The 537-nt window shown below is 64.2% G+C and carries 1 protein-coding gene; it reads right to left on the reverse strand.

What is annotated here, in order from left to right; translation table 11 throughout:
* A partial coding sequence (locus A2J03_RS31105; protein ID WP_231912540.1) for an HNH endonuclease signature motif containing protein occupies positions 1-537 on the reverse strand: 537 nt, incomplete at both ends.

Below are 537 nucleotides of genomic sequence, written 5' to 3' on the forward strand. Positions count from 1 at the left end.
CGTGGATTCGGCAGGCGTGGATTCGGCAGGCGTGGATTCGGGAGCGTGTCCGTCGTCGACGTGCTGGTAGTAGTGATCGGTTGACGGGTCCGGTGATGGTGTCGGGGGCCGGTTGTGTACGAAGTCGTCGGGAACCATGACCGTCCCGTACGTCGACGGGGTGATCCTGCGCAGACCCGAACAGGAGGTCCAGAATATTCCGTCTCCACTCAATGTGGCTGCGGCCCAGAGTTTGAGCGTCTTCGCTTGGTGATGGTAGTGGCACAGTGGTTGCAGATTCGAGGTGATCGTCCAGCCGCCGGCTCTCGGGTCGTTGTGGTCGAACGGGACGATGTGGTCGATTTCGCAGCGTGCTGCGGGCACACTGCAGCCCGGGAATGTGCACGTGCAGTGTGTTGCGCGTGTGAGCGCGACGAGTTCTGCTGATGGCCGGTAGGTCAGTGCCCCCGGCGGCGGTTCGCTCATACCGCCGTGCCCGTCCGGGTAGATTCCCGCCGCGAGTGAGGGGTCCGCTGCGGCTGCGGCGAGGAAAGCAGC

Origin of the sequence: Rhodococcus sp. EPR-157, assembly GCF_001647195.1 — a bacterium.
Taxonomy (GTDB): Bacteria; Actinomycetota; Actinomycetes; order Mycobacteriales; family Mycobacteriaceae; genus Rhodococcoides.